At 62.8% G+C, this 4820-nt stretch carries 5 protein-coding genes and 1 tRNA gene; 2 read left to right on the top strand and 4 right to left on the bottom strand.

Annotated features, from left to right (window positions below; all coding sequences use genetic code 11):
- Positions 1–264 precede the first annotated feature (264 nt).
- The 3 genes from EAV90_RS38795 to rplU all read right to left on the bottom strand — a co-directional run bounded on the left by EAV90_RS38795 (position 265) and on the right by rplU (position 1764).
- Positions 265–858 carry a GNAT family N-acetyltransferase gene (locus EAV90_RS38795; protein WP_164937299.1) on the bottom strand — a complete coding sequence of 198 codons (594 nt, stop codon included), beginning with the start codon at positions 856–858 and terminating at the stop codon, positions 265–267.
- A 146-nt stretch (positions 859–1004) separates the two neighbouring features.
- Positions 1005–1274, bottom strand: a complete 270-nt coding sequence (rpmA, locus tag EAV90_RS38790; RefSeq protein ID WP_008538809.1) for a 50S ribosomal protein L27 — start codon at positions 1272–1274, stop codon at positions 1005–1007.
- Between the two features lie 103 nt (positions 1275–1377).
- On the bottom strand, positions 1378–1764 hold the full coding sequence (gene rplU, locus EAV90_RS38785) for a 50S ribosomal protein L21 (protein WP_027572946.1): 387 nt from the start codon (positions 1762–1764) through the stop codon (positions 1378–1380).
- A 333-nt stretch (positions 1765–2097) separates the two neighbouring features.
- Between rplU and EAV90_RS38780 the strand changes: the two genes are divergently transcribed.
- Complete coding sequence (locus EAV90_RS38780) at positions 2098–3222, top strand: ROK family protein (protein WP_122400435.1); 1125 nt, start codon at positions 2098–2100, stop codon at positions 3220–3222.
- A 264-nt stretch (positions 3223–3486) separates the two neighbouring features.
- Here the strand turns inward: EAV90_RS38780 and EAV90_RS38775 are convergent, their stop codons facing one another.
- Positions 3487–4350, bottom strand: coding sequence for an alpha/beta fold hydrolase (locus EAV90_RS38775; protein WP_129146433.1), 864 nt, complete (start codon positions 4348–4350; stop codon positions 3487–3489).
- Between the two features lie 244 nt (positions 4351–4594).
- On the opposite strand from EAV90_RS38775, the gene EAV90_RS38770 reads away from it, so the two are divergent.
- Positions 4595–4684 (top strand) — tRNA-Ser (locus tag EAV90_RS38770).
- Positions 4685–4820: the final 136 nt, after the last annotated feature.

Here is a 4820-nt window from a genome sequence, read left to right as displayed (position 1 = left end):
AGGCGCTTGAGCTTGCGCATTCAGGTCTCCCTCTGGAATCGAGAGACACCCAAAGAATCCAGTTCCAACCGCTTGGCAACACCCTGCCAGCACCATATGCGATTCCCCTACCCTGGAGGGGGAGGGTCGATCGCGCGAAGCGCGAGCGGGGTGGGGTGATCTCTCCGCTCGGGGACTGCTTCCGCTGAGAGACTGTCACCCCACCCCGTCTCACATTTCGCTGCGCTCAATGTGAGCCGACCCTCCCCTCCAGGGGAGGGTAAGCTATCTCACCCGTCGCGCACTGCTCCAGCTCTTCAGCGAGGCCCACACGCCGCGTGACAGGCGGAAGCAGTCGACGGGCGTGGAGGAGCCCAGCGCCAGGAAGCGGTGCAGCTGCACGCCGCTCCACTGGAAGCCGCACTTTTCCAGCACCTTGCGCGAGGCCGGATTGGTGACGCGGGCGCCGGCATGGAGATGATCGTCCTCGAACTCCTCGAAGAAGAAGTCGATCGCGCCGCGTGCGGCCTCGGTGGCAAAGCCCTGGCCCCAATGCTCGGCGCCGAGCCAGTAGCCGAGCTCGGCATTGCCGGGCTTGGAGCAATCGATGCCGACCATGCCGACCGGTCCGCTATCGTGCTCGATCAGGAACACGGTCTCGCTGCCGAGCTCGGCGGTGGCGCGGATGAATTCGGCGGCGTCGTCCTGCGAATAGGGATGCGGCAGGCGGCGCGTGTTCTCGGCGACACGGCGGTCGTTGGCGAGCCGGGCGATGGTCCTGACGTCGGCGAGGGTCGGCCGCCGCAAGGTCAGCCGCTCGGTGGCGACGACGCTGGGTCTCGCCTCCCGCAAGGTCACGCTCGAGAAATCCTGCAACATGTCCGGCTCCGTGAAAGTCACTAAGTCAAAGTGAGCAAAGAAAAGGGGAGGCCGGTTTCCCGCCTCCCCTGGAGCCTTCGATCTCTGTGATCTCTGGGACTCCGCCGGTTCAGTCGGGACCGGCGGACTCCAATTTGATCCACCGTCTATTCAGCAGCCTCTGCGATCGGGAGTACCGATACAAAGGTGCGGCCGTTGGCTTTGGCCTGGAACGCAACGCGGCCCTCGATCTTGGCGAACAAAGTGTGGTCCGTACCCATGCCGACATTAAGGCCGGGGTGCCAGGTGGTGCCGCGCTGACGCGCAATGATGTTGCCGGGAGTGACGATCTCCCCGCCGAACGCCTTGATACCGAGGCGCTTGCCCTTGGAATCGCGTCCGTTGCGCGATGAACCGCCTGCTTTTTTGTGAGCCATGGCTCGTCTCCGAAATCCTGCGTATCTCTAGATCAATTCCTTGACGGAATCATTTCAAAATTTCTCACGCCTCAATTCGTGAATTGGCGTGATCAATTCCGTTTTATTCGGCGGCTTCCGTTGCCGGCTCCTTGGCCACCTTCTCCTTCTTCGGACGCGGGCCCTTGGTGGGCTTGGCGCCATCCGTCAGGATCTCGCTGACGCGCAGCACGGTGATCTCGTCGCGGTAGCCACGCTTGCGGCGCGAGTTCTTGCGGCGGCGCTTCTTGAACGCGATGACCTTCGGGCCGCGCTTGTGGTCGAGCACCTCGACCGCGACGGACGCACCCGCGACCGTCGGAACGCCCAGCACCGGCGTGTCGCCGCCGACCACCAGAACTTCATTCAACTGCACGATCGAGCCGACTTCGCCTTCGATCTTGCCTACTTCCAAGACATCATCCGGCACGACGCGGTATTGCTTGCCGCCGGTTTTGATGACTGCGAACATCGTTTTTTTCCTTCGTGTTCAATCCCGGCCTCGCGACGGGTATCGTCCGGGCCGGCTTTTTGTCAGTCGCTACGGGTTTATGCGAGTCTGCGCGGGCGGGAGTTATCCCTTTGAAAACCCAGGCAAAAACAAGCGGCGCGAGAAACGCCCCGCGCCGGCTGTGGGACTTATAGCCGCCGGGGGCGGAGAGTCAAGGAAAACCGCCGAAAAGGGCCCGAATTTGAAGGATTTGAGCCATTTCCGAACGCTCGGAGAATCTCCGGCCCGCTCTGCAACCAACCGGTTCCCATCCCGTTGTGTCCTCGCAAATTGGACACGCGGGCAAGGGCTACCATGGCTACGGACGAGCTGGTCAAGACAACGGGTATCGCCCAGCACGGGGCGAGCCGCCTGCCGTCGGTCGATGTCGACAGCTTCAACATCGAGATCAAGGACGATGACGGCTTTCTCGGCGATCGCGCCAGCAAGGGGGCGTTTCGCGAGATCCTCGAGGAATGGCGCAAGCCGCTGCGCAAGAGCGGCGAGGATCCGTTCGGCGACGAGCCGTCCGACAAGCTCAGCAAGAAGTCCCTTGATGCCGTCCTGGTCGGCGACGACACCGAGGCAACGGCCGTCGTGCACAGCGCGATCGAGGACTTCGCGCAGGAGCTCGCTTACGTCACGCGGCGATTCCTCAAGACCAAGGCCTGGGCCAAGACCGAATGCATCGTGGTCGGCGGCGGCTTTCGCGCCAGCCGGCTCGGCGAAATTGCCATTGCCCGGGCCGAGATCATCCTGAAATCGGAAGGCTTCAAGGTCGACCTGGTGCCGATTCGATTCGATCCTGACGATGCCGGCCTGATCGGAGCCCTGCACCTCGCGCCCTCCTGGATTTTCGAGGCCTATGACAGCATTCTCGCCGTCGACATCGGCGGAACCAATATCCGCTGCGGCATCGTCGAGACACGGTGGAAGAAGGCGCCCGACCTGTCCAAGGCGGTGGTCTTCAAATCCGATCTGTGGCGTCACGCCGATGACGAGCCGAGCCGCGAAGTCGCGGTGAAGCGGCTGGTCAAGATGCTCGAAGGCCTGATCGAAGACGCCGAGGCCGAAGGCTTCAAGCTCGCGCCGTTCATAGGCATTGCCTGTCCCGGCGTGATCAACGCGGATGGCTCGATCGAGAAGGGCGCGCAGAATCTCCCCGGCAATTGGGAGAGCAGCAAGTTCAACCTGCCGGCGAGCCTCATCGAAGCCATCCCGCAGATCGGCGAGCACGATGCTGCGATCGTGATGCACAATGACGGTGTCGTTCAGGGGCTGTCGGAAGTGCCGTTCATGCAGCACGTCGATCGTTGGGGCGTGCTCACCATCGGCACCGGGCTCGGCAATGCGCGCTTCACCAACCGCCGCAAGGAGAACGGCAACGGAAAAGACCGGGATTCCACGGAGAACGGGAAGAAAAAGGGTAAAGCGGACTAGCTAGCGTTTTCGAGCGAAGTGGAGACCGGTTCGCGTCAAGAAAACGCGTCAGACGAGGACCTGAAGCCCGTCCGGGCTCCAGAGTAACCTTGACCGGTTAGGTTAAGGACCGGATTGCGTTGCGCCATGCGGACTGCACGCTAGGGTCGAATCGTCGCTTCCACTCGGCCGGCGAAGCCGCCCTTCCCGGCCAGTATTTCAAATGAGCGGCACGGGACCGCCAGTGTTTACCGCGTCTGGCGGTCCCACCCCGTTCTTATCCCCTCAGCTCCAGCCGGCGCGCTGAAAGAACGCCGCGATCTCGGCGGCCGCGCGATCGGGATCTTCCCGATGCGGGAAGTGGCCGACGCCGGGAAACATCGCAAGATCGAGCGTGCTGAACGTCTCGCCCAGCCGATCGGTCCACGCATAGGGAAACAGCGGATCGTGCTCGGCCCAGCGCACGCAGGTCGGCACCCCGATTGGCGGCAGCTTTGGCGCTTCGCCTTTCATCATCGCGACCCGGCCGGCATGCGAGGCGCGATAATGCGCAAAGCCGCCGGCGAGATTGCCGTCCTTGAAGAAATTGTCGGCGAAGGCGTCGAGGACGTCGTCGAAGGCGCCCTTCCGGTGCGCCCAGCCCTTGAGGAAATGGCCGATATAGAGCCGGCAACTCTCGCGGCTCGCGCCGATCAGCGCAGGCGCAATCTCCATCTGGTGGAAGGACTGGTACCAGATGTGGTTGAGCCTCTCAGGCGCGGCCATGCGCGGCCCGATCCCGGGATAGACGAAGTCGAAGAAGAAAAGCCCGGCGAGCCGCCCGGGCGCCTGGCGGGCCAGCGGCTGCATCACGGCGCCGCCGACGTCATGGCCGACCACGCCGAATCGGTCGATGCCGAGCCCGTCCATCAGCGCCAGCATGTCCGCCGCGTGACCTTCCGGCCCGTAAGGGCCATCGGGCTTGTCGCTGTCGCCGAAGCCGCGAAGGTCCGGCGCTACGAGCATGAAGCGATCCGAAAGACGCGCCAAGACCGGCTCCCAGGTCAGCCAGAATTCCGGCCAGCCATGCAGCAAAAGCAGCGGTTTGCCCTTTCCAGCGCGGACCAGGTGGAAATCGGCGCCATTGGCCGAGATCGTCAGATGCTCCATGGCGGTTCCTTTCGGGGCAGAAGCGTTTTCCAGCGAAGTGGCCACCGGTTCGCATCAAGAAAACGCGTCAAAACAAAAATCCAGGGCTCCGTTCCGGTTCATCGGAGCGGAGCTCCAGGCCAAGAGGGACGACAAGGGCTGAACGAGGCAGCGGATTTTCCCCTTTGGCGCCTTGTCTGGCCCGCCATCCTCGCCTATTAACGCCCCCAACCACAGGGGCCGCAGCTCCTATATGGCGCCTTCAGGAGAGGTGGCAGAGTGGTTGAATGCACCGCACTCGAAATGCGGCATAGGTGCAAGCCTATCGGGGGTTCGAATCCCTCCCTCTCCGCCATAATAAAACGTGTCCGGCCCGGAGACATGGGTAACGAAACGTACCTAAGAGATGGGTGACAACCTCGTGCCGATCGGGTTGTCGCGGGGTTTCAAAGTCATCTGCTCCAAGTTCGCTTCAAATTGAGATGGCCTGC

It is taken from the genome of Bradyrhizobium vignae (assembly GCF_004114425.1).
Classification (GTDB): domain Bacteria; phylum Pseudomonadota; class Alphaproteobacteria; order Rhizobiales; family Xanthobacteraceae; genus Bradyrhizobium; species Bradyrhizobium vignae.
This window is presented reverse-complemented; position numbering and strand designations above follow the sequence as displayed.